Below are 24333 nucleotides of genomic sequence, written 5' to 3'. Positions count from 1 at the left end.
ATTTGAACAAATAACACAAACATTCCAACATCGCCAAATATCCTAAATTGCAAACTCTTGCAACTTTCATATCTCAAAAAAAATTACTATATTACTATTAACGGTCATTGGGCACATTAATAACTTGGAGTAGTCTTGTCTGCAGATTATTTTATTTAATTTTTTAAAACCGGCCCATGAACAACGTACATCCTAATGATGGTATTTTTGTAAGTCATAAAGCCATCGAAAAAACTACTTCTGTAATCAATAAGTTTATTACTAATGATCTTTCATTAAAAAAATTCACGAGTCAGTTATCTGAGGATAATCCCGTAAAGCATATATTAAACACTTGTAAAATCGACGAGCGTTTAGATGATATGAAGCATACCTATCTTGATATTTTTAACTCGGTAACCGAAGCTATTTATATTTTAGATGACACCTTTCATGTGATTGATACCAACAAAGGAGCTACAAAACTTTTTAAAACTAAAAAGGAATATTTAATTGGTATTAATGCCGAAAATTGTGCAGTTGATGGCAAAAATGACCTAAATCTATTAGATCACACTTTTAAGCAAGTATTACAAACTGGAAAGTCTGCATACATTGAGTTTTGGACAAAACGATGGGATGGTTCAGTATTCTTACAAGCAGTTAACATTAACAAAGGTTATTACTTTGGAAAAGATGTACTTATACTTACCGCTCGCGACATCACAAAAAACAAACTTAAAAAAGACAAACTCGAACGTTCAAAGGAAAAATATAAACTTATTATAGAAAACACTTCGGATATTATAGTGGTTATCAACACCCTTGGAGATATATTATTTGTGAATGATAGTAAACTTGAAAGACTTGGTTATGAAACAGGTGAAATTATTCAGACTTCATTTACCATATTTGCTCCAGAAACTGAAATTCCTATGTTATTTGAAAAGCTCAACCTAGCGGTAACTGAAAAAACCATTGAGAAATTCGAAAGTAAGATATTTCATAAAAAGGGTCATTTAGTAGATGTTGAAATAACAGGTAAATCACTCCTTTTCGAAGGAGAAACCTGTGTTATTTGCACTGTACGAGATATTACCGAAAAGAAACAGGCCGAAAGAAATTTGCATTATCAGTTTGACTTGCGACAACTCATGATGGAATTATCTTCTACATTTATTAATATACCGTTAAACAAGTCGCATTGCGCTATTAATAATGCAATAAAAAAACTAACCCATTTTATAGGGGCTGATCGAGGTTACTTGTTTAATTATGATTACGAAAATCAAATAAGTTCTAACACTTTTGAATATACCAAAGACAACATAAGTGCAGAAATTTCTAATCTACAAAATATTCCATTTTCATCTATCCAATATTGGATAGACCTTCATTTAGACGAAAAAAATATTGTTATAGAGAATATCAATGATTTTGAGGACCCCAATGTTAAAAGCATACTGAAAAAACAAGGAATAAAAAGTTTAATTGCAACACCTTTGATCACTAATGGTACATGTATTGGATTTGTTGGTTTCGATTTTGTATCTGAGTTTCATGAATTTTATACTGATCAAATTGAAATGCTTGAAATGTTTGCTCAAATGATGGTGAATGTACAGCAACGCATTATAGCAGAAGAAAACAATACTAAACGTTTAATGGCTATTGAACAAAGCCCTACTAGCATTATTATTACCGATAGAAATGGAACTATAGAGTATGTAAATCCTATTGCGGCAGAAGTATCTGGATATAAAAAGACAGAATTAATTGGAGAAAAAACAAGCATCTTTAAATCTGGAATTCATCATGATGCATTTTACAATGATCTATGGACAACTATTCTCAAAAACAAAACATGGAAAGGAGAATTGTTAAACAAAAAGAAAAACGGTGAACTTATTTGGGAAAATACCATTATATCTCCAATTATAAAAGATGAAAAGATATCCCATTTTGTATCCATACAAGAAGATATTACAGCGCGTAAATCCATTATTCACGAGCTAAAGCGAGCCAAAGAAAAGGCAGAAGAGAGCGACCAATTGAAGTCTGCATTTTTAGCCAATATGAGTCACGAAATTAGGAGTCCTTTAAACGGAATTATAGGTTTTTCATCCTTCCTAGCCGAAGATGGGGAACTCTCACGAGAAGAAGTTAAAAGGTATGCGAATATTGTATCCAATAGTGGTAATCACCTTTTAAACATCATCAATGATATTATTTACATTTCAAAATTTGATGCAGGTCATATCATCCCAGTTATAGAACCTATTAACTTAAAACACCTGTTATTTGATCTTTACGAATTATACAAGGAACGCCTCGAAGAATCAGATAAAAATATACGTATAAATCTGATTAACAACTACGATGATGTGGTTATAGATACCGATGGAACTCGATTAAGACAGGTGTTGGAAAACCTACTTAGTAACGCCATTAAGTTTACGGCCAATGGAAATATTTCTTTTGGCTATCAGCTGGATGGAAGTAAAATACAATTCTTTGTTAAGGATACTGGCATTGGGATTGCCGAAGAAAAACAAAGTAAAATATTTGACCGTTTTGTACAAGCTAGTACAAAAACCGAAAAACTATATGGAGGTACTGGACTAGGATTATCAATAACTAAAGCATGCGTTAATCTATTAGGCGGAGATGTTTGGGTGAAGTCGAAACCAGGGGATGGATCAACCTTCTTTTTTGACATTGATTATGTACCCAACAAGCAAGGGGTTACTACAAAAAACAAAGATATAGAAGAGATTGAATTTAGTGGGGAGAATATTTTAATTGCTGAGGACGACGACGTTAGTTACTTATTTTTAAAGAAAGTACTCTCTGAGTACAACTTAAAGGTATGGCGTGCAGAAACAGGTTTAGAGGCCGTTAACAAAGCGGTATATGATAAAAGTATTGACTTGATACTAATGGATATTCAAATGCCACAGATGGATGGTATTCAAGCAACTTACGAAATTAAAGATGCACGACCAGGCTTACCCATTATAGCACAAACAGCCAACGCTTTTGACGATGAAAGAATTAAATGCTTAGAAGCTGGCTGTATTGACTATATATCAAAACCCATTGACAAAAGCATACTTGGTGCTCTTTTACAAATGCATTTACAACCCAAATTTAATATCTCGGAAGTATAATAAATACTTATGTAACTGCGTTATCTCAAAAACCAACGTAATTATACATGATGAAATTTAAGATCATTACCATAGTTGCTCTTGTTGTTTTCATTAGCCTTACGGCAAGCAAGCGAAATAATAAATACGAAAAGAATCCCAAAGGCATGTCATTCTGCCCACAAGGAAGCTTTGAAATGGATAGAATTAGTAACGGGGACACCATAAAATCTACAGTTCATTTGCGTTCTTTTTGGATGAGTGATGAGATAAGTAATAAGGAGTTTAGAGTGTTTTATGACTACTTAAAGACTAATCCTAATAAATCTATAGAATATGTTGACCTGAATCCGCTAGCAGGTAAAAATATATCTAATATTAATAACGATTCGGCTCAGCCAACAATCGTAAAAATTCCTCATCAGGATTTATTTGCAAATCATATTTCTACGGATGTTTTTAAGAACGATGCTGATAAAGAGAATTACTTTCTTGACTCAAAATTTGATAATTATCCTGCAGTGGGTATGAGTAAAAAAGCGGCTATGGCCTATTGCATTTGGAAAACTAAAACAGAAAATGATAAACTTACAGAAAAAGGCAAGCCACATATAATGAGCTATCGTTTACCTACAGAAGCAGAGTGGGAATATGTTAACTCACAAGGCGTGGTCAAAAAACATAAAAAAATCACTTCTGAACTTCATCCTATAAATGAAGGTGTTTTAAACGGTTTTGGATTCTATAACCTGACTGGTAATATTTCAGAATGGGTTTTAAACTTGGCAGAGATTAACGGTGAAAACCATAATATAGCTAAGGGGAATTCATGGTGTAATAGCGATCTTAGGCAAGTAGTTCCTCTTGATACTAAATCCAAAGAAATTGGCTTTAGAATAGTTCGAGATTACATAGGAAATTAATTCTTAATATTTTTCAAAAAAAAGCTGGCACAAATTATATTGTCCAGCTTTTCTGTTTATATCATTACTTTAATAACCTTATTCCTTCTTTTTCCAGTGCAATAATTTTTTGCTTATACAATGAGCCTACTGCCTTTTTAAAATTCTTTTTACTAATGCCTAATCTACGGGTAATTTCGTCAGCTGGGCTCTTATCGGTAATATCAATAAAACCACTGGCTTTATTCAACCTATCCAAAAGTCCTTGAGCTATTCCATCTACTTTTCCGTAACCAGGTTTCTCAAGTATTAAATCAATTTTATCATCCTCTCGAACTTTTTTAACGTAGCCTTTCATTTTATCTCCTTTATGAAGATTACGAAACACTTCATTATCGTATAAAATACCTGTATGAGCACCGTTTATAATGGCTTTATAACCTAATTCCGATTGATGATAAATCATTAGATCAACCTCTTGCCCTTCTTCATATTCTGGAGGTAAATTATCTAAAAATTTCTCAATTTTTGAAGAAGCTGCAATTCTACTACTCTCATCATCCAGATACACATACACCACATAACTCTTCCCCTTTTCCATGTCCATTTTTTGCTCACGGAAAGGAACTAACAAATCTTTAGGCAAACCCCAATCTAAAAAAGCACCCACTTTACCTACGGCCACAGCTTCCAAGAATGCAAACTCACCCACCGTAACTTCAGGCATCTCCGTGGTAGCAATTAATCTATCCTCAGAATCCAAGTAAATAAATACTTCCAACTCATCATCTACAGAGCAGTTAACAGGCACATATCTGCGTGGTATAAGAATTTCACCTAACTCCTCACCTCCATCTAAATAAAGACCAAAATCTAAATCCTTAACTACTTTTAATACGTTATATTTACCTATTTCTGTCATGCTTGTATGTTTTAAGAGTGCAAAGATACTTTTAAAGTAGCAAGTAGCAAGACACAAATATCAAGATGATTATAATTAACTCCGATAATGCTTGTTTCTCGACGTTTTACAAAGTATACATCTCATCCCAAAGCTTATCAAACTCCTCTGAAAACTGCTGAACAATGGCTCCGTTAGTAGTTACCAATAAGTTTTCCTGGTTATGTTTAGAGGCCGTATAAGTCCAATTAAAACTGCCCGTAAAAACTATTTTATTGTCGATGATGCCAAATTTATTGTGCATATGATATTGCGAATGGTCTATTTTTATATCTACACCTGCTTGTCGCATATCTTGAATCTCAGAACTTCTATCGAATATTTTTTGGTCATCGGTTATCACTTCTACTTTCACCCCTCTTCTATGGCAATTTAAAATCTCTTTGGCTAATCGGTTATCTGTAATTGTAAACACACATATCTGCACAGTATCTTCCGCATCACGTAACAAATTGCTCAATGTTTCTCCAATCTCGGTACCTGGACTAAAAAACACTTTATGCATTCTAAAGGCATGTTTATCTAATTCCTCGAAACAACTCTGCAACCAGCTAATCGTGGTTTTATCGGTAGACATCTGCGTGGCTTCATGCAATATTTTTTCACGTAGTTCTTTTCGTCCGTGATGGTTTAACGCAGACAGACTCTTCTTTACTTTAGCATCCTTAACTTTAAAATTATGCTGATGACTATGTTTCTTAAAATAATCTATGATTGATTCCATTTGTAAGTTTGGTTTTCTTGGTTTATACTTCAGATAACTTTAATAATCAAATAATAACGCACGTCTACCCCATTATTTAATAAAAAACTTTACTATCCTAAAAACTATTCATAAATTGATAGTTAATGTGGAATATTGTTGTTTTTGAAAGGCTAATATAATTATTATAAGAGCATATATTGTTTTAGAATGTTGAAATTTAATTACTATAAAAAAGCAGATTTGTTGGAGACACACCTTTTAGGTGCAGCAGATATATACGACATTATATCGCATTATCATTATATAGAAAGTATCATTTCGGAACACGAAGAGTTAAATGTGTTAATTGATTGTAGAGGATTTAAGATAAATGTACACCCCAATGACTTGGATTTAATATTACCTAAACTAAGCAATATTATTGGGCATATTAAATATTTTAAAGAAGCTATTTTAGTCGACTTACCTCAATCCACCGTTATTGCAACCATGTTTCAAGACAAGTATCTTGATTTAGGAAAGTACAAATTTAGAGTTTTTAGTACTGAAGATGCTGCGCGTATATGGTTAGGTCTAGCTTAATCCACCACCGAATTACAAATATGTGTTGGTATAATTCCTGAATCAGCAATCATATGCTCTGCTTGCTTTTCAATGGTACTTCCAGATAATACTAAAGCGGTATCAACACCAAAATTATTTCCACCAAGAATATCTGTCGCCAAAGTATCTCCCACCATTAAAATATCACGTTTAGCTACTTTTCTTTTCGCATTAACTGTATCAAAGGCATACTTAAAAACAGCCACATCAGGTTTTCCGAATCTAAAGAACTTACGGTTAGCCACCGCTTCAAACATATTAGCAATACTACCTATTGCTATGGCAGTTTCACCATCACTTACTGGATAAACTAAATCAGGATTAGCCACCACAACTGGCACATCCGTTCCTCGAATAACGTTTAAAGTTTTATTAATGGTAGGATGAAAATCGTAACCTCCATCATCAAACAACATAACAGCTCCTAGCGTATTATAATCTTTACGCTCAACATTTTCTATTCGTACCGGAATTAAATCGGCTCCTTTTATAAAAAACTCTGAAGTCTCGCGCCCTAAGTAGGCCACTGAAGAGCCAGGCTGAATATTTTCTTTTAAAAACTCCATACTCATCACGGCTGAAGAAACCAGATTATCTGCCTGTATAATATCAATACCTGCTTTGTGGTAGTTAGCGGCCAATAACTCCGTGGAGCGAGAAGCATCATTGGTGATAATGTAAAATTCAATACCCTCATCTTTTAAAAAGTGAAGCATTTCCTTTACTCCTTCTATCATCCCATCATGTTTTTTTAGCACGCCATAGGCATCAAAAAACACTACTTTATATTGCTGTACTACTTCCTTAAACTTAACTATATTCATTTGCTACAAGTATCAAGTATAAGGGCAAAAGTATAAAGAGTTTTTACTTAAAAGAACACTTCAACATTAATTACGCAATCTTACTTTATAGTATCCTACACTAATCTAATAACAAATTCCCTTAATCTACCTTTTTAAACTTCAAGGTATCGGTTTCATTCTCCAGATAAAGATTTAAGCCCTCCAATCTATAACTTAAAGTGTTGTTGCTAATTAGGCTTCCAAATTTATCCTCAATATCCATTCTTGGACAAGCCATTTTGGTACTCATGGTCATTCCAAAAGTCATTTCATCTCGGCCAAAATAAACGCTGGTAGAAAAACTATTACAGCCTAAAAACCCCATTACACGTCCATTGTCTAAATGTATTTCCATGTATGGATGTTTATGCAGGTGAGTTGTATCAAAACCTGCTCCATTTATCGTTGCTAATTTCCAAATATCGTGCAACTGAATAGCTCCGTAAAATTTCCCCTTTCCATTATATTCTGTTTCTTGGCTAGTTCTAAAATCGTGATAAACCAAACTAACTTCGTAAGCACCTCCGCCATTCACATCAAAAGGTGTTTCGCTCGTTGTGATGGTTATAGTTAATTGGGCATCTCTATTTCGTACCACATGAGTAGCCTCAGAACCCTTTAACCCATTACCGAGTGTTAAAATATTTACCGAAAAATCTTTTTTTAAATCATCAGCCGAAAATTTAACCGTCTTCTGATAATCAATTTCGAGCTGCCATTTATTATCCGCATCCTTGGCATAAAAATCAATGCCTCTTTTCTGCATTTCGTAATGCATGGTTGTAGGATCTGGTAATGTATTTCCCTCAGTAACACTATCTGTATTCTTTACACTTCCACAAGCCGATACGCCAATAAAAATAAGCGCTATTATATAGTTTCTTATCATACCCATATAGTTTTAAACGAATGTTAATACTAATTTAAGAAATATTCGATTAACAACAGTCAATTTTAATGCCAAGTGGCAAATTTACTCAATACGCTAAGTATTTTTATAGCATTAAACATTCCTTAACAATTAATCTTTAACAACACCCTTACTAGCTCAATTATAATGTGTATTTTTGCGCGCATTTTTGTCACAATCAGAACAAAAGAAAAATAAAATATAAATGATTACAGTATCTAATTTAAGAATTCAGTTTGGAAAAAGAGTACTTTTTCAGGATGTGAATTTAAAGTTTACTGCAGGTAACTGCTATGGTATTATTGGAGCCAATGGTGCCGGAAAATCTACTTTATTAAGAATATTAAGTGGAGAATTAGACTCGACAGGTGGAACGGTTGTGTTTGGTCCAGATGAGCGCTTATCTGTATTAAAGCAGGATCACCATGAGTTTGACGAACAAACTGTGATAGATACTGTAATGATGGGGCATACTACCTTATGGGACGTAATGCACGAAAAAAATGCTTTGTACGCAAAACCTGATTTTTCGGATGAGGATGGAATAAAAGCATCGGAGCTGGAGGAGAAATTTGCAGAAATGGATGGCTGGAATGCAGAAAGTGATGCAGCTAGCTTGTTAAGTGGTTTGGGTATTAGTGAAGATATTCACTCCAGCCAAATGAGCACCTTAAGCGGTAAACAAAAAGTAAAAATATTGTTGGCTCGTGCCCTTTTTGGTAAACCAGAAAACCTACTACTGGATGAACCGACCAATGATTTAGATTTAGATTCTGTAAGCTGGTTGGAACACTATTTATCTAATTTCGAGAACACGGTATTGGTCGTATCCCATGACCGTCACTTCTTAGATGCTATCTGTACGCACACTGTTGATATTGATTTTGGTAAAGTTCAGTTAGTTTCTGGTAACTATAGTTTCTGGTATGAGTCGAGTCAATTAGCACTTCGTCAGCAACAACAGCAAAACAAAAAATCAGAAGAGAAAAAGAAAGAATTACAGGATTTTATTGCTCGCTTTAGTGCCAACGCATCAAAGAGTAAGCAAACTACTAGTCGTAAAAAAATGTTGGAGAAATTAAACGTAGACGAAATTCAACCTTCTACACGTAAGTATCCAGCTATTATTTTTACGCCTGAAAGAGATCCTGGCAACACCATATTAGAAGTTCGTAACCTAAGCGCCTCTATCGAAGGAAAAACCATATTTAAAGATATCTCATTTAATGTGGAGAAAGATGATAAGATTGTTTTCTTATCGAAAGACCCACGTGCCATGAGTGCTTTATTTGATATTTTAAATGGTATTAAAGAACCTGACACTGGAGAATACCGCTGGGGACAAACCATCACAACAGCTTATCTTCCGGTTGAGAACGCTGAGTTTTTTAACAATGATTTAAATATCTCAGATTGGCTAGCCCAGTATTCTTCTGATACAACAGAAATGTTTATTAGAGGGTATTTAGGTAAGATGCTTTTTTCTGGAGAAGAGATTTTCAAGAAAAGTAAAGTACTTTCTGGGGGTGAAAAAATGCGTTGTATGATTGCTCGTATGATGCTTAAAAATGCCAACACCATGATTTTAGATACACCAACCAATCACTTGGATTTGGAATCGATTCAGGCATTTAACGAAAAGCTAGAACAGTTTAAAGGTATTGTTCTTTTCTCTAGTCATGACCATGAGTTTATTCAAACAGTAAGTAATAGAATTATCGAACTTACACCTACGGGTATGATGGACAAACAAATGGATTATGATGATTATATTTCGGATGAGGCTTTGATGAAGCAACGAGACGGAATGTACCAATAGTGCTTACCTGAAATATAGGTTATCACAATACTAAAGGTAGTGTAATACAGCAGTAGCACGCACCTGAATCACGATACTAATGGCCATTGGCTTTACGCAGGTAAATCAATGGCCTTTCTTTTTTTCGCGCAGGGGATTTCTGAACTCCCCGAAATAAATAGGAATTTGTTTATCTGTTGATAGATTTTTATATCAGACAATGAAATACTTAATATTACAACACCCTGGCCACAACAGGGTTTACTACAACGTGGCTGACAAGCTAGCTTTAGCCGAATTAAAACTAGCAAGCAAAAAACTATCGGTAGACTGCATCAATATCGACATTGCAGAAATCAAAAACATCCGATATCTATCACTTGAAACAGAGAGCATCTTAAATGATGATGATATTCAAATCCTTTCGCGATTATCCTTTGTTTTTGCCTTGTTTATATTGGATGAAAAAGACGGACATGAATGTTTGGTTCCAATAGCTCAACATGAACACCAATATCTGGATAATAAGATAAGTTCACTCCTAAAGTATCCAGGCAAAACCAATGAGCTTTTTACTAAGATGATGATTAACGTGGCTTTACTTGCTAGTGATTTTAACTACTCCGATTCCATAAAAATGTTGGATCCGGTGGCAGGTAAAGGCACCACTCTTTTTGAAGCTGGAGTTTATGGCTTTGATGCATATGGTATTGAATTAGAATCCAAGTCGGTACATGAAACTTTGATTTTCTTTAAAAAGTACTTACAAACGGAACGCATCAAACACCAAGCGAGTAAAAACCAAATTTATGGCCCTAACAAACACGAGGCTATAATGATGGATAAGTTTGAATTTGCCAACAACAAAGAGGATTTTAAAAACCCAGACTTGGTTAAAACCCTGGGCATTGTTAATGGCAATTCTACCCATGCCTTTAAGTATTTTAAAAAGCCAATGTTTAACCTTATAGTAGGTGATTTGCCTTATGGTATTGCTCACGGTAATGTGAAGGATAAAAAGTCGGCTTCTAAAACCCGCAATCCTTCCGACTTATTGGACGAATGTTTACCTGAATGGAGCAAAGTGCTAAAAAAAGGAGGCGTTATTGTAATGGCATGGAACTCCTTTATCGTTGGCAGAAACAGGTTATCAGATACTTTTAAAACCCATGGTTTAGAAGTACTATCTGAGGCACCTTTTAATGAGTTTGAGCATATGGTAGATCGCTCCATTAAACGGGATATTATTGTGGCTAAGAAGAATTAAAGGGAGATAGGAACAAGGGAGACAGGAAAAGGGAATTACAACTCTACTGTTTCCAACTTTTCTACCTTAGGTAAAATAAGCTCCGTTAATAAACTATGGTCCGAAGTATATACTCCCGAAATAATTAGGGTGTACACTCTTCGGCCCTTTCTTAGCATGTAAAAGTGTCCGTTTGGTTCATCACCATAGGTACGCAAGGCATAATATGTATCATCTCCCTGCAAATTCAAACTATCAATTTCAATGGCTCCTTGCCCCGATATTTTTCCTCCTATAGCCAATGCCCCTTTTCCTATTGTATATGTCTCTTTGGCATCTTTGATGGTTCTTTCTATATCAATGGTTATAGAGTAAACCAAGGGTAGATACTCTTCCGAATCCAATAATTCATAAGAATAGTCTATGGATTTAGAGCCATCAAAAAATTTAGTTATGGATGTTTCTTCAAGTTGCTCAGAACAATCTATGTTTAGATTGAAGTACTCGGCCAGTTCGCTCACTCGCGTAATAATAGGATGTTTAGAAGGGTCAATACCTTTCTTTGTTTGGCAAGAACTCAAGCCGACCAACAATAAAACAGCCAATACAATTCTCATTTTATTTTATTTAAATAGTACAACTATTAAGCCCATTCTCTTTTTAATATGGCAAAAACAACATCATCTACCCATACTCCATTCATCCATAAACTCTCCACAAAATGAGCTTCTTTTCTAAAGCCTAATCGTTGTACCAAAGCAATAGATTTTGTATTTGCAGGATCTATAGAAGCAGTGATTCTATGCTTGCCTAACTCCTTAAATAAGTGATTAAATGCAGCACGTAAGGCTTCAGTGGCATAACCCTTAGCTTGTTTGTTTACATCCAAAGTACATCCTATTTCAACTTGGTCATCATCCAAAAAATGAATGCCTATATCACCAATAATATTTTTAGACTCCCGCTCAACGATAACCATTTGAAACCAAGTTTCGGGCACATTAAATTGCTTGGCTACTTTTCCTATAAAAGTAACTACATCATCTACCGTTTCTGGAATCCAGCCTTGGTATTGATTGGTTTCTTTATCGCACCTATACTTAAATACCGCTGCAGCATCATCTAAAAGTATGGGTCTTATAATTAATCTTTCTGTTGCTAATTGCATCTTTTTAAATTACAATAATAACTATCCAATAGTAGAAAACACAATACTAAATGAAACGAACATAAATCCGCTAATAAACAATAAAAAATATAAGAATCTATCTATATCCTTAAGTTCTCGCCCTTCTTTTAATAGTATCTGTCTAAAACCAGAGGATACCAAACCCAATAAGGCTGTTGTAAAGAATAAACCGAGTGCAACGATTGCACCTTTACCAATGGGAAATCCCTCTCTATGTATGATAAATGGAATAATATCTGATAGCAGTAACACATTCCATATAATAATAGCCCATTTAGCTACCCATTTTTTTAGTGGGAAACTCCCTCCTTTTTGCTTTAATAATATGGACTTACATAGCTCCTCATTAATACAATCTGTATTACTTGAAAAACCCGTAGCTTTTATATGCTGCATAAGCACAGCTGGGCTTGTTGATGACCAAAATATCACTTTCTCGTTGTAGCTTTCTACCTTATGATTAATCTTAAGCCCTTGCCCTAACATTGGTATAACTGAATAGGCTTCAATGGAAGTGATATCTGAAGCTTGAAATATTAAATTTCCGATAATAGAAGCATTTAACTCCAAGCTATCCTTATTTACTATTAAACTGGCAAAAGGGGCAGTAGCGTTTGCTCTTCCTATCCTTGCTCCTCCTGTTACTTTAAATTCACTCATATTTTATTCAACCCTATATTGTAAAATACTTCGCTACATTAAAAACATACTGCTTTTACATTCTAATTAGCCCAATACATTTGTCATAACATATGGTGTATAAACGTATAAAAACTATTTATCAATATCTAATTAATTATTAACAGACCTTTTTAGAAATTTTGAGTCAGATTAATGGATTTTTACAAAAGCTAAAATTTTATCTAAAACTACTTGCGCTGTCTCACTTTACACTTGGGAGCTTGCTCTACCTATTTGTATGGTATATCTTCCTACTTGGGTTATTCTCTTTACTTTATTGGGAATGATAATAACGCCTTTGGGAGTTATGCTGACGCCCTTGGGGAAAATTTTTACCATATTGGGATGAATAATTACCTTGTTGAGACGTATTTTTACGGAATTGGGATGAATAATTACGCCTTTGTTTGAAGTTATTACCTGTTTGGGATCTATTTTTACCGAGTAATAGAAGGAAACACGCTGTTAACTATTCTACACAAAGATATACCAAGATATTATAAATTAATGGCCTGAGTTCCCCTACTAAGTATAGTAAGCATAATGGTGATTTTTAGAGTTATGAAGAAAGGTATTAGCACACTACTATTCCTAATCATATCAGCAACAACCTGTAATAAGGCAGGTTAACCTTAGAACTATATTAGACTAAACAAATTGGTGCTTCGCCCAAACCCAAGTTTATTTTTTGCCTTGAGGCAAGAAACGCAAGCAAAGAAGTTCAAGGCTACTTTTTATGTACTGTTGTAGGTTTTAGCTCTTGTAGTGGATAGAACAATGATATTGTAGACTGATTTAAGCTCTAGGCAAAGGGATTAAATACTAAACCAACGGTTCACTTTCTAGGCATTAAGAAGGTATTTTCTAAAAGGATTATTGAGTAGAGTACAATATAGCTTTTACTCCTTCTGACCTATAATATGGGATTATACACAAAACCCAGCGTTGTACACTGGGCTATTACAAAAAGACCATTGGCCTTATCATTCTCTATTATCTTATCGCTCAAATAAGCTTTTTATCTTTACAGCTTTCAATCGTTGCACTTTATTTAATCACTTGATCCTTCTCCAACTCCTGATATTGTAAATAATACTTTTCGGTAAGCTTGTTTTTAAACTTATTAGCTCTAGCTAAACGTGATTTATAGCTATCTTTACTTTCACCTTTTTTACGGGGAACAAATAACTTACTTTCCACCATTTCGGCATCCATCTCTTTAGCATAGTAATAATCAACAAACACTTGTTTGGTAACCGACCACTCTGTAATTACACCTTCTTTATCGCAGGCATAAAAACCATCGCCATTATTTTTCCAAACCACATCTAAAACAGGAAATTCGTGATGCTTATAGTTATGCAAACGGTCGCCAGTAGCAATATTAAACAAGCTGATGGTATTATCGAAGGAAGCCATCAACAGGTACTTTCCGCAAGGACTAACGGCTATAGCGCTTATGGGCTTGGTGTGCCCCAAATAAAGCTTTACAGACTCTCCTTTTTGCACATCCCACAATCGACCATTTCCGTCGTGCGAAGCAGAAATAAGATACTGGTTTCCACTTACAAACTGAAGACAAGATACAGGTCGTGAATGTGCCAATAAAAGATGTTTTTTAATGGCCGTTTCGTTCTCCCATATCTCTATAGAAGTATCTAAAGCTCCCGTAGCCACATATTTTTTATCGCTACTCATGGCAATAGATATAATACTCTTTTTATGGCCTGTATCCACCGTTTTAATGGCCTTTAACTCTGTTGCATCCCAATACCTATACTTTTTAGCATATGAGCTAGCCACAAAACAGTCTTCGCGAGGAGAACACACCCAAGAGGTAATATTAGTATTGGTTCCAGTATATATTTTTGTAGGTTTCTCCGCCCCTACCTGCCAGTATTTAATACTTCTATCGCCAATGGTGTAAAAAGTATTTTCTACTTCGGAATACTTAACATCAATAAGCGGTTGATAATGTGCCTCGGTCTGAAATACCGTTTTATGGGTATTTAAATCCAGTATCTCTACGGTTTTATTTTCTCCTCCAATCAACAATTGCGTATTGTCTTTATTTAAATCTAAACAGTTGGTACGGTAATCACTCTCTCTAACTACTTTAACTAAGTATTCATCTTCCTGTGCGTAACTTCCCGTTGCAACTAATAGTATGGCGAAAAAAGTAAATAGATTTTTCATATGTGTGGTGTTGTTTTATGATGTTCTGTTTAATTACACCATTTATACTTAAAAAGAAGAATATGGTTATAAAAAACAGAACTGAATATATAATATTAACGCATAGGATATGTTGAGGTTGGTAATTATTGGAGACAAATAATAAAAAAGGTATTTAAACCACCTCCCCACTCATACTTCGCGGTACTCCTCCTTTAAAAGGAGGAGAGCTGATGGGCGTTATGTTTAGACTTAAGGCTTTTAATTAAAAATAAGCAAGCTGTAAAATGAAATTATAGCCACTCAACTACCTATTTGACCACACCACATCTTCTTTCGAAATCACAAAATACTTTGTTGCTAATCCGGTCCAACGTCCTATTCCTCCAGAAATATTAGTTCCAGTTTTTTTATTTACAAAGGCAAATGGGTTTGAACTATTTACTCCATCTAAATAAATATCGTTTAATACATGAAAGGAGGATGCATCAACACATGAAAACTTTAAAAAAGCTGTATCCTTTTGAGAAAACTCATACAAGGGTAAATTTCGATGGCTCTCGATGTTATAAATATTTAAAGGATCGGGTTGGCTACTGCGGTATATCCTAATTAAACCTTCTTTTCCGTTAAACTCAGTATCGCGCGTTAAAGGCAAAGATGAAGGATGAAAAATAGAATCCCAACTTTGTACTTTTATCTCTGAATAGTAATAATTATTTATTGATGCCTCATCCTGCACTTCTACTTCAATATTCATGGTAGTATCAGATACCTCTTCTGTTACAATATTAGTAACATTAGGCAAGTCAGGAATGGTGGTAGTACTGGTAATTACTTTTCCTTCCACCTCTATTTTTAGGTGATATGTTTCTCCAACCTCGCCTCTTAGTTGCGTTGTTTTATATACAAAGGGAGGAAAGAACTGCTCTTTTCGGAATAGAGTTAATATTTCTGATTGCCCCTTACTATTGGATACTGTTAACTTGGCATAATTAACAAAGGTAGCTCGTATAGAGGCAGAATCGTAATTAGTTAAAAACGGAGAGCTTTTGGTTAAATATATATTTGCAAAACCACCCTCAGCTATCCATCCATCAACCACAATTTTGGGTTCGTAGTAGGGCTGCTCTATCTCAATATTTTTAGAACAACTTACAGTCAGCAATAGTAATAAAGCAAATATTATAATACGCATAACTAAAATTTATATCTCCAACTTAATGAAGGTAGTATTGGGAACAACGAAACCTGACGGGCAGTAATATCTAATTCGTACCTTCCTTCTCCATCTTCAATACTATAATAAACAAAATATGGGTTGCTCCTATTTAATGCATTTATTAATGAAAAATTTAAAACAGACTCGTGAAATAACTTAGATTTTAACTTATAACTCACAGATAAATCTAAGCGATGATATACAGGCATACGATAGTTATTAATTCCATCATAATCGTTAGCAATATCGCCCATCATCCAATATCTACCTTTAGGAAGCGTAGCTTTATTTCCTGTTGCATACACAAATACACCGCCTAGTTCAATCCTCGAATTAAGATGATAACTACACATTATATTTAAATCATGTCGCCTATCGTATTTAGCATCGTGCCATGCCCCTTGGTTAATTTCATCAAACCTTTGTTTTACCCATCCTAAAGTATAAGAAACATTAGCATCTAGCTTATTGGTACTCTTTTTTAATGAAAACTCAGAACCAAAGGCTTTATTGTTGCCATTAAAAAAATTATCCTCAAAATCATTCACTTCTTCTCCCTCTACATTAACCCGCAACATCAAAGCATTATTAGAAAACTTTCCATATCCTTCAATGCCGTACTCCAAACCCCATTTACTTACTTCTTTAAAATATCCTAGGGTAAATTGATGTCCTTGTTCGGAGGGTACTTTTTTTGTAGCTGGCATCCATACATCCGAGGGCAAAGGAATAGACGCTATTGATGTTAGGTGAATATTCTGCGAAATATAGCTATACGAAGCTTTTACAGATTGCGTTTTACTTACATTATAATTAGCCATTAAAACGCCATTCATCAATATATCATACTCATTGTCATCGGTAAGCGTAGCTGACTTAGCCAGGTTTTCCTTTTTTACATTTAGTAAATGATAATACTCTAAAGCAGCTCCAAAATACATATCAAATTTTTCAGAAAAGGTATAACGATCACTAAATGGTACTTTGATAGACAAATGCTCATAGGCATTATAAGAAGTTCCTGAACTAATATTTAAGGAAATATCTAAATCTTGCGGCGAAATAGTTCTATTTTTAACATATGCTCCCCATCTAAATAAATGTCTGTTATACTGATACAACCAATCGGTTTTAAACTGAAGGTGATTATAGTCCGTTTTGAATGTTAAATTCTGATCGATAAAATCAACATTTAATGATGAACTATAACCAGTATATGAGATGCTATTTTTCATGGATAAATTTTCATCAAACATATAATTCCATGAAATAGCCATTCCTTCATTTCCCCAATCGTTATTTAATTGAATAGCATTTCCGGAATTATTAAATTGAAAAATATCTTTTCCTTTATACCACGATAAAGCAACGGTAGATCCACCACTACGGTATTGAACCCTACCATTAAAATCGAAGAAGTTAAACTTATTTCGCTTAAAGTAATTTTCTTCTTCTTGAATAATAGGTTCTGCCAATGCCTGAATTAACTCTAAGTAGCTTCTTCTAAAACCTATGTTAACGTACCATTTTTTATTTTTAGATAATCCTTGATAAGTAATATTAGATGAAATATTACCCAAATTTCCAGACCAGTTATAGCCTTGACCTTTTTGTTTTTTTGACGTTACAATAATAGAGGAAGCCAAACGTTCGGATTGATGAACAGGAGCATTCCCTTTATAAAACTCCACTTTATCAACCAATAAAGGATTAAATACAGAGTAAATCCCCATTAAGTGCGAAGGATTCATCAATTCAATATCATCGAACACAATATAATTATGCCCCGGAGAACCACCCCTTACATAAATACCAGAATTACCTTCATTTACAGATTGGATACCTGGCATTAACTGCAGGGTACGCACCAGATCAGGTGTCCCAAGTACAGAAGGAGTTAATAATATATCTTGTTGTTTAAGCTCAATTTTTCCAGGCACAATAGTTTTAACCATAGATTGGCCGCGGCCTTTTACGGTGACTTCTTCTGTTAGGTACTTTTTTGTTTCCAGTTTTACCTCAACAAAACTGGTTTCAGATGGTGTTAAATTAATTTTTAGTGTTTGAAAAGCAGTATGAAAAAAGTTTATAGTAACACTATCACTAGTAGGCAGGCATAACTCAAAAGCACCATGCTCATTTGATGTTGTTCCTTGTAACAGGTCGGAAGTTGCTACATGCACAAAAGCTATTCCTTCGCCACTTTCACTATCTACGACTTTACCCGAAACGCACCATGTTTTTGTTTGCGACCATGCCGGAGCAAGCGATATTAAAAGAATGGTAAATATGAATATTCTACTTAGCATGGGAACTTTAATAACAAAAAAAAGAGTTGAAGAAACTATTATTCTTCAACTCTTGCAATTATAATCATTTTAAAACTTACTCGATAAGATCTAATTCTAAGTCGTAATTCTCATTTAACTCCTTAATCATGTCATTCGCCTCAGTAATAAAGTCAGCAAAACCTTCGCCAAAGAAACTATCATCAATACTTGTTCCATCTTCAAATACCATCTTGATATCCATTGAAGTATATGTATCTCCATAGAAATCATCAACGATAGTCTTAAGATAAAACTCACTCTTTGCAATTACCTCTTTACTATCAGCATATCTAATAAAAGCTTTGATGTTGTTGTTATAGATATCAATCATGATAGCATTAAGAGCATCTTCAGTCATTTCTTCATCCATTGACTTGCCTGCTTTTTCCATATCATTAAGCATGCCAACAAAATCTGCTGATGCATCTGCTTTAATATTACCCAACTGAAAGTATACATTCGCATTTTCAAGAATATCCACCCCTTCCATAGGATCACCAGTACCCTCAATATCCTCAACTGTAATATCGCCATTTACTTCAACTCCATTAGCATAAATCATAGTACCATTATAATCAAATGACATATCTGACTTAATAGAAGATCCTTGATTAATTTTTAACGAAGATTCATGCGTAAACCCTTCTAAAGTAATTTTCTCAACCAATGATTCTGGCATGTCATCACTACTATACTTACCTTCTAAACTAAAGCTACATAATTCAACTCCAGTTAAAGTAACATTCATTTTAATATTAGTAGGAAGCTCTAGGTTAGTTATATCTTCAACTTGAGAAGAAGTTGCTATAAACTCAAACTTACTAATACTTACAACTGCTGGTTGCTCTTCAACATTAAATTTAAATGTTAATTCTGTTGCAGACTCTTCCTTATCCCAGTCTTCACCATTCCAAGTATAAATACCTGAATTTTCTGCAAATAAAGTAGATGGGGAATCTTCATCTTCCATGGCTACAGACTTCAATTGCAAAGTCGTTTTCGGAGCTGACTTTACAGACTCAATTTCGTTTATAACGATATTAATACCAGCTACTACACCTTCTTCTTCCATAAAAGAAGAATTTTCCATATTTGAAGATAGTTTTGATATTACATCATAAATTTGTAAATCAGTAACCTCACCCATGGTACTTACCAAGGATACAGCTTCATTTTCAATTTCTTTTTTATTCTCTTCAATGGTTAAATCACTATAGACATTTTCTTTTTTCTCATCGTCTTTACATGCTGTAAATGTACATACAGTTGCCAAAAATAAGGCTGGTAGGAATCTTAGTTTTTTCATTAGTTTATTATTTTGTAAGGTTTATTATTCTAACTAATGCCAGAATAAATTTTATAAATTACTGCTACTGTTACGGGCATAACGTATACTTGTTTCATTAAAAAAAACTTTTTTCTCTTCTATCTAATATTACGATAGTTATTAATAAAAAAGACGATAAGCTTTAGCGCTGCCAATCTTAGAAATATCTTTTACATTACAGAAGAACTGTGGGTAAACAACAAGAAAACTGTTAATAATCCCCTCCTGGCCAAAGCCAGAAGAGGATAACATCTCGAAATAAAAATATAGCAATATCTAATTAGTGTTTGTCTATAAAGCTCAACCGCTTTAGTTTATGGATGTATTTTATTTGATTTTAACTGCTTCTAAATGATTTAACCAAATTTGGTTGATTTCGTCGTAATCGCCTAAACCTTTCATTACACTATTTACAGTGTAACCGGCTCCCACTAATCGTTCTCTCCACGATTGCTCATTAACATCGATTTCGCCAGTATTACCATTCATATCGTTATTGGCATGGTCTCCTGCAATAGACATTAAAGGAGTAATAGTAACGCTTGTTGGTTGTGGAGTAAGAGCTTGTAGTTTTGTAACAATGGCACCAATTGAAGTTGTGCCCGCATCAAAACCAATACCTTCAACCGTACCAACAAAAAAGTTAGCATTTAACTTCTTTAGCTCTGCATCTAACTTAAGGTACCTATCATCAGCGGCATGAGGTGTTCCGTGCCCCATAAATAATACTGGCCCCATAGTTACTAAATCATTAAACTTATTGGCTAATATTTTAGCCACCACTTTAATATCTTCATCGCTATCCAATAAAGGTTTGCCTACTACAATCTCAACTCCAGGAAACTCTTTTTCAACCTTTTCATTGGCCTCTAGTAACTCATCATACTCTTCGCCCGGAATAACATGTAAGGATTGAACATTAAATTTAGCATATCCATCTTTTACCATTTGAGTCATGGCTTCCTCAGGGGTATCATTATCCTTTTGAATTCCGTTTTCGCCTAAACCTTTACGTAGCTTATTTAGGATATCTGTAGAAGTATATCCCCAACGGATTTCTTCGCCAGCATACTTGGTTTTGGCGGCCTTATCCATATTATTAAAAGTAGCTTGAGGAGCTTCATAAGTAGAACCAAAAGTAACTAATAAAATACCTTCTTTATCTCCTAATGTAATTGGTTTAGTAGTATCGTCCTTTTCACACGATGTGAACATTAGTGCGGCTGCACCGCAAACGCAAAATGCTTTTTTAATTAAGTTCATCTTTTTAAAATTTTAGTTTGATTGTCAATATTTGTCTGTTATTTTAATAATATTTTGTTTTAAATAGATTGTTAATCAATGCAATATCTATTATCTGAAATCAACATTGTCCACATTCTCTTTTCACTCGAGCCGTGAAGGCTCTTACTTTTTTCTACAGTCAAAAAAGTAAGCCCAAAGACCGTCGACTGCACCCATTTCACTCAAAAAACTAGGTTTCATGACTGAAATTGTTTTAAACTCACACCTTCTCGTTCCTCAAAGTGTTCAAACAAAAAACAATTCTTAATCGTCATTTCAATCCTGTTTTTTGGATCAATGACTGATGTCGATACTAAACAAGATGTACAGTAAATAACATTTATTTGTACTGTTGTTAATGATCTAGCAACCTAGACCCCTATTGATTAATTAATCTATTTTTTATCTCCCTTTGTAAATTTTATATTGAGCCCAACAAATAAGCTTCGCCCAGGATTCAAGGTTCCATAATGTGAACCATAAGGTGCATCATCCACATAATCTAAAATATTATCCACCCCTGCTATAAATACCATATTGCAGTCCTTAAACTTTTTAAAAGTATGACTGGTGGTTAACTTCCATAGCTGATATGGAGCAGCGTAATAACGTTCCAAGTCTTCTTCTAAATAAAACTTATCCGATTTATAATTGGCCGAAAGATTCATGTTTAGTCCGTAGGTATTCCAATTCTTTATCCAACTCGCTTTTAGCGTAGCACTGTGCTCCGAAATACCATTTAAACGTATATCTTCTGTTATATTGCGAGCATCCACATAACTATATCCTCCTGCCAAAGAAAAACCATTGGCTAACCCAACATTAATAGACCAATCAAATCCGGTACTCTGCGCATCAGAAATATTATATCGGAATTTCGTTTCTTCAATACCTTGCCTAATATGCTCTGGCTTGGTTTCAATGATTTTATAATCAATCTTATTTTTTAATCGGTTGACATACAAGCTTAGGTTAGTCCTAATTTTTTTGTATTTATACTCGGTTGAGATATTATAATAATGCGACTGTTGTGGTTTTAAATCATCATTACCCAGATATAAACGACGCATGCCCATTCGCTGGCTTTCGTAATAATAATACAACTCCTTTAATGTGGGACTTTTAAAACCATTTGCATAGGTGGCTCTATGGGTAAATTTACCTGTTTTGTACATGGCCGAAATCTTAGGAGTGGCAATTACCCCGAACTGATTATGGTAGATGACACGAACACCACCAACTAAAGTTACTTTCTTATTCAGCTCATATTCATCTTGTACAAACAAAGAAGCAGTGTGCGATTCAGCCTCATCCTGAACCAAACGATATTTAGCTTCCAGAAAATCGCCTAAATATTCAAGCCCTGCACTTAGGGTATTTTTATCATTTATATGAAATACGCCCTTGCCCAATACAACCAAGTTTTTTTGTTCTGAATTTTTAAACCTATCGCCAGGATAATAAGTCTCCCTAACGAGTCCATCTGGAGTAATATAGCGCTCGTTATATTTGTATGGATATTCATTGTAATATTTGTAATTACCGTAATCCATACTAAAATCAATAAAGTCTTTTTCCTTCAATTTGTATTTTCCACCAACAGAAGCTCCTAGATTATTATAATACAGGTTGTGCATTCGTCCTAAAAAAGGGAAGAACAGTGTTTTTTCGTAAATAGAAAACTCACTATTTAGGCTTAGTTTTTTGTTTACATCATAACCCAACGTTTGAATAAGCGTGTAAGATTTCTTTTTGTTAACCGGCATATCATAGGTACGAATCAGATAAGGTAAATCCTTATTGCTCTCCCATTTATGATTATACATCATATCATTGAGTTGGTACCCATCATTTTGCTTCCACGAAAAAGACGTTTTACTGGACCAATCTCCTTTATTGTAACTAAAAGTATTTAGCTGTTTCCAATCCTGATAAGCTCCATAACGCGTGTTGTTAGTTACCGTAATCTTTTGCTTTGGCTTTTTAGTGATGATATTGATAACACCCGAAATAGCATCGGAACCATACAAGGTAGAGGAAGCTCCTTTCACTATTTCAATTTGCTCAATATCTTCGGAATTTATGCGACTTAAATCTACATTTCCTCCAATTCCTCCCGTAAGGCGTTTGCCATTTACCAACACCAAAACATAGTCTTTACCCAAACCATTAATTTTAATATAGGAGCCCATAGAGCTGCTGGAGTAGTCGAATGAAGAAGACAAGCTAGCTATGATCTCCTCTACATTTCTACCCGACATTTCTTCAATGCTTTTGCTTGAAATAATCTCTGTTTGAACCGGAACATTCTCAATACGATACCTAGTACCTGTTCCTGTTATTACAATGGGAGAAAGATTTTCTACAGAAGGAGTTAAAGCAATATCGTAAGTATTTGTCCCCCATTTTAGCTCTACTTGCTGTTTAATGGGATGATAACCAATACAAGTTACGCATAGATTGTATGTTCCTTCTTTTAGCAAATCGCATTTAAACTTACCATCCTTTTGTGTATACGAAGCGCAATCTGTTCCTTCCAAAAAAACATGTGCAAACACAATAGCCTTAGTTGTATTATTATCGGTAACCTGACCATTTAAAACAACTTGCTGAGCCAATATAACATTAGCACACAAACACAATTGCATAAAAGCAATAACGAATACTCGCGTCATCAAAAAAATCTAAATACTGTTGAATAATATCGTTTACAATAAAAATCTTCACCCGAAATTTATTATTGTACTAGCTTTGTTTTGTAGGTCTTCTGACTTGCTCTTTGTTTAATATGCCTTCCCATCATTAAAAATGATAGTGGCTTTTGTAGTATTAAACATCATGTTGAGCTTACAGCTGCGGGTACAGTTTCGGACTTTAACCGAATTCCCTTTATTAACAAGATTGGATACCTTGTTAATCACAAAACGCTGTCAAAAGTATGTAAAGTTTTTTGATAATCGAACATAATTTTCGATTTCCTACTAAAATAAGATGTTAGTACCAGTGTTTAAACCACAAAAAAAGCC

At 34.3% G+C, this 24333-nt stretch carries 18 protein-coding genes and 1 riboswitch; of the genes, 5 read left to right on the top strand and 13 right to left on the bottom strand.

Features of this window, described 5'->3' with window-relative positions; genetic code table 11:
• The first annotated feature begins 176 nt into the window (after positions 1–176).
• Both A8L32_RS07265 and A8L32_RS07260 read left to right on the top strand, forming a co-directional pair.
• Positions 177–3149, top strand: coding sequence for a PAS domain S-box protein (locus tag A8L32_RS07265; protein WP_066629615.1), 2973 nt, complete (start codon positions 177–179; stop codon positions 3147–3149).
• A 47-nt stretch (positions 3150–3196) separates the two neighbouring features.
• Positions 3197–4051 carry a formylglycine-generating enzyme family protein gene (locus A8L32_RS07260; protein WP_075590238.1) on the top strand — a complete coding sequence of 285 codons (855 nt, stop codon included), beginning with the start codon at positions 3197–3199 and terminating at the stop codon, positions 4049–4051.
• A gap of 64 nt (positions 4052–4115) precedes the next feature.
• Here the strand turns inward: A8L32_RS07260 and A8L32_RS07255 are convergent, their stop codons facing one another.
• Together A8L32_RS07255 and A8L32_RS07250 are read right to left on the bottom strand one after the other, a co-directional pair.
• Complete coding sequence (locus tag A8L32_RS07255) at positions 4116–4952, bottom strand: CvfB family protein (RefSeq protein WP_066629607.1); 837 nt, start codon at positions 4950–4952, stop codon at positions 4116–4118.
• 106 nt (positions 4953–5058) lie between these two features.
• The gene (locus tag A8L32_RS07250; protein ID WP_066629605.1) at positions 5059–5715 is read right to left on the bottom strand and encodes a phospholipase D-like domain-containing protein; all 657 of its coding nucleotides are present in this window, start codon (positions 5713–5715) and stop codon (positions 5059–5061) included.
• Between the two features lie 189 nt (positions 5716–5904).
• Here A8L32_RS07250 and A8L32_RS07245 point away from each other — a divergent pair, with 189 nt between their 5' ends.
• A complete protein-coding gene (locus A8L32_RS07245; protein ID WP_066629602.1) occupies positions 5905–6279 on the top strand; it encodes a hypothetical protein in 375 nt (124 codons plus the stop codon).
• Here the strand turns inward: A8L32_RS07245 and A8L32_RS07240 are convergent.
• On the bottom strand, positions 6276–7124 hold the full coding sequence (locus A8L32_RS07240; protein ID WP_066629599.1) for an HAD-IIA family hydrolase: 849 nt from the start codon (positions 7122–7124) through the stop codon (positions 6276–6278). The genes A8L32_RS07245 and A8L32_RS07240 overlap by 4 nt on opposite strands.
• A gap of 121 nt (positions 7125–7245) precedes the next feature.
• Complete coding sequence (locus A8L32_RS07235) at positions 7246–8034, bottom strand: META domain-containing protein (protein WP_158027209.1); 789 nt, start codon at positions 8032–8034, stop codon at positions 7246–7248.
• Positions 8035–8260: 226 nt separating this feature from the next.
• On the opposite strand from A8L32_RS07235, the gene A8L32_RS07230 reads away from it, so the two are divergent.
• Entirely contained in the window at positions 8261–9874 is a 1614-nt protein-coding gene (locus tag A8L32_RS07230) for an ABC-F family ATP-binding cassette domain-containing protein (protein WP_066629593.1), read from the top strand.
• A gap of 199 nt (positions 9875–10073) precedes the next feature.
• Positions 10074–11120, top strand: coding sequence for a TRM11 family SAM-dependent methyltransferase (locus A8L32_RS07225; RefSeq protein WP_066629590.1), 1047 nt, complete (start codon positions 10074–10076; stop codon positions 11118–11120).
• A gap of 35 nt (positions 11121–11155) precedes the next feature.
• Here A8L32_RS07225 and A8L32_RS07220 read toward each other — a convergent pair whose 3' ends face one another.
• The 9 genes from A8L32_RS07220 to A8L32_RS07180 all read right to left on the bottom strand — a co-directional run bounded on the left by A8L32_RS07220 (position 11156) and on the right by A8L32_RS07180 (position 23982).
• Positions 11156–11716, bottom strand: a complete 561-nt coding sequence (locus A8L32_RS07220) for a hypothetical protein (RefSeq protein ID WP_066629587.1) — start codon at positions 11714–11716, stop codon at positions 11156–11158.
• Positions 11717–11742: 26 nt separating this feature from the next.
• Entirely contained in the window at positions 11743–12267 is a 525-nt protein-coding gene (locus A8L32_RS07215; RefSeq protein WP_066629585.1) for a GNAT family N-acetyltransferase, read from the bottom strand.
• Positions 12268–12288: 21 nt separating this feature from the next.
• Positions 12289–12948 carry a hypothetical protein gene (locus tag A8L32_RS07210; protein WP_066629583.1) on the bottom strand — a complete coding sequence of 220 codons (660 nt, stop codon included), beginning with the start codon at positions 12946–12948 and terminating at the stop codon, positions 12289–12291.
• A gap of 1068 nt (positions 12949–14016) precedes the next feature.
• Positions 14017–15165, bottom strand: coding sequence for a WD40 repeat domain-containing protein (locus tag A8L32_RS07205; RefSeq protein ID WP_066629580.1), 1149 nt, complete (start codon positions 15163–15165; stop codon positions 14017–14019).
• Between the two features lie 286 nt (positions 15166–15451).
• The gene (locus A8L32_RS07200; RefSeq protein ID WP_066629578.1) at positions 15452–16342 is read right to left on the bottom strand and encodes a DUF4249 family protein; all 891 of its coding nucleotides are present in this window, start codon (positions 16340–16342) and stop codon (positions 15452–15454) included.
• A 2-nt stretch (positions 16343–16344) separates the two neighbouring features.
• Positions 16345–18675 (bottom strand): TonB-dependent receptor, encoded by a 2331-nt coding sequence (locus A8L32_RS07195; RefSeq protein WP_066629575.1) that lies wholly within the window; start codon positions 18673–18675, stop codon positions 16345–16347.
• A 76-nt stretch (positions 18676–18751) separates the two neighbouring features.
• Complete coding sequence (locus A8L32_RS07190; protein WP_066629572.1) at positions 18752–20002, bottom strand: hypothetical protein; 1251 nt, start codon at positions 20000–20002, stop codon at positions 18752–18754.
• A gap of 348 nt (positions 20003–20350) precedes the next feature.
• Positions 20351–21286, bottom strand: a complete 936-nt coding sequence (locus tag A8L32_RS07185; RefSeq protein ID WP_083631219.1) for a sirohydrochlorin cobaltochelatase — start codon at positions 21284–21286, stop codon at positions 20351–20353.
• 416 nt (positions 21287–21702) lie between these two features.
• Positions 21703–23982 carry a TonB-dependent receptor gene (locus A8L32_RS07180; protein ID WP_066629569.1) on the bottom strand — a complete coding sequence of 760 codons (2280 nt, stop codon included), beginning with the start codon at positions 23980–23982 and terminating at the stop codon, positions 21703–21705.
• 65 nt (positions 23983–24047) lie between these two features.
• Positions 24048–24247, bottom strand: a riboswitch (cobalamin riboswitch).
• Positions 24248–24333: the final 86 nt, after the last annotated feature.

Source organism: Labilibacter marinus (assembly GCF_001659685.2).
GTDB lineage: Bacteria > Bacteroidota > Bacteroidia > Bacteroidales > Marinilabiliaceae > Saccharicrinis > Saccharicrinis marinus.
The sequence above is the reverse complement of the archived record's forward strand: the minus strand, read 5'-3'. Positions and strand labels throughout refer to the sequence as shown.